Annotated in this window: 2 protein-coding genes; both read right to left on the bottom strand. The window is 45.1% G+C overall.

All coding sequences use genetic code 11. The features are described 5' to 3' along the window. Positions 1–345: metallophosphoesterase (locus EJ063_RS20595; protein ID WP_208640395.1), on the bottom strand; the 345-nt coding region annotated here is incomplete at its 3' end. Continuing rightward, on the bottom strand, positions 323–505 hold a 183-nt coding region (locus EJ063_RS20590), incomplete at its 5' end, for a protein ninH (RefSeq protein ID WP_208640394.1). The genes EJ063_RS20595 and EJ063_RS20590, both read right to left, overlap by 23 nt.

The following is a 505-nucleotide window of genomic DNA, read 5'->3' as shown; positions in this document are numbered from 1 at the left end:
AAGAGCTTTAGCCAGAATTTCTTTGTCGTAATCGAGATTAAAGAACCAGCCACCGCCATTAAGCAGCCAGTGATTAACGTTTCCACGCTCTGATAAGCCATCAATCATCATTTGCTCATGGTTTCCACGTACAGCTCTGAACCAGGGGAATGTGATTAATTCCAGGCATTCAACGTTCTCTGCACCACGATCAACCAAATCGCCCACCGAGATAAGCAGGTCTTTTTTGTTGTCGAATCCAATCGTATCCAGTTTGTTCATCAGGTTCGTGTAGCATCCGTGCAGATCGCCAACTACCCAAATATTTCGGTATTTGCTGCCATCAATTTTTTCGTAATAGCGCATCTCTTTCACTCCATCCGCGATGAACCATGAGAACGTCGTTGACGATGGCGTGCATTTTCCCGTCTTTATCATCAACGTATTTTCTGACCGTACCGCGACTACATTTCAGTCTGCGTGCTACTTCTGTCTGATTTCCGTATGTTTCAACGAGCATGTCTGG

The organism is Vibrio aquaticus, from assembly GCF_003970385.1.
GTDB lineage: Bacteria > Pseudomonadota > Gammaproteobacteria > Enterobacterales > Vibrionaceae > Vibrio > Vibrio aquaticus.
Note: the sequence above shows the minus strand (reverse complement) of the source record. Positions and strands in the feature narration are given on the sequence as shown.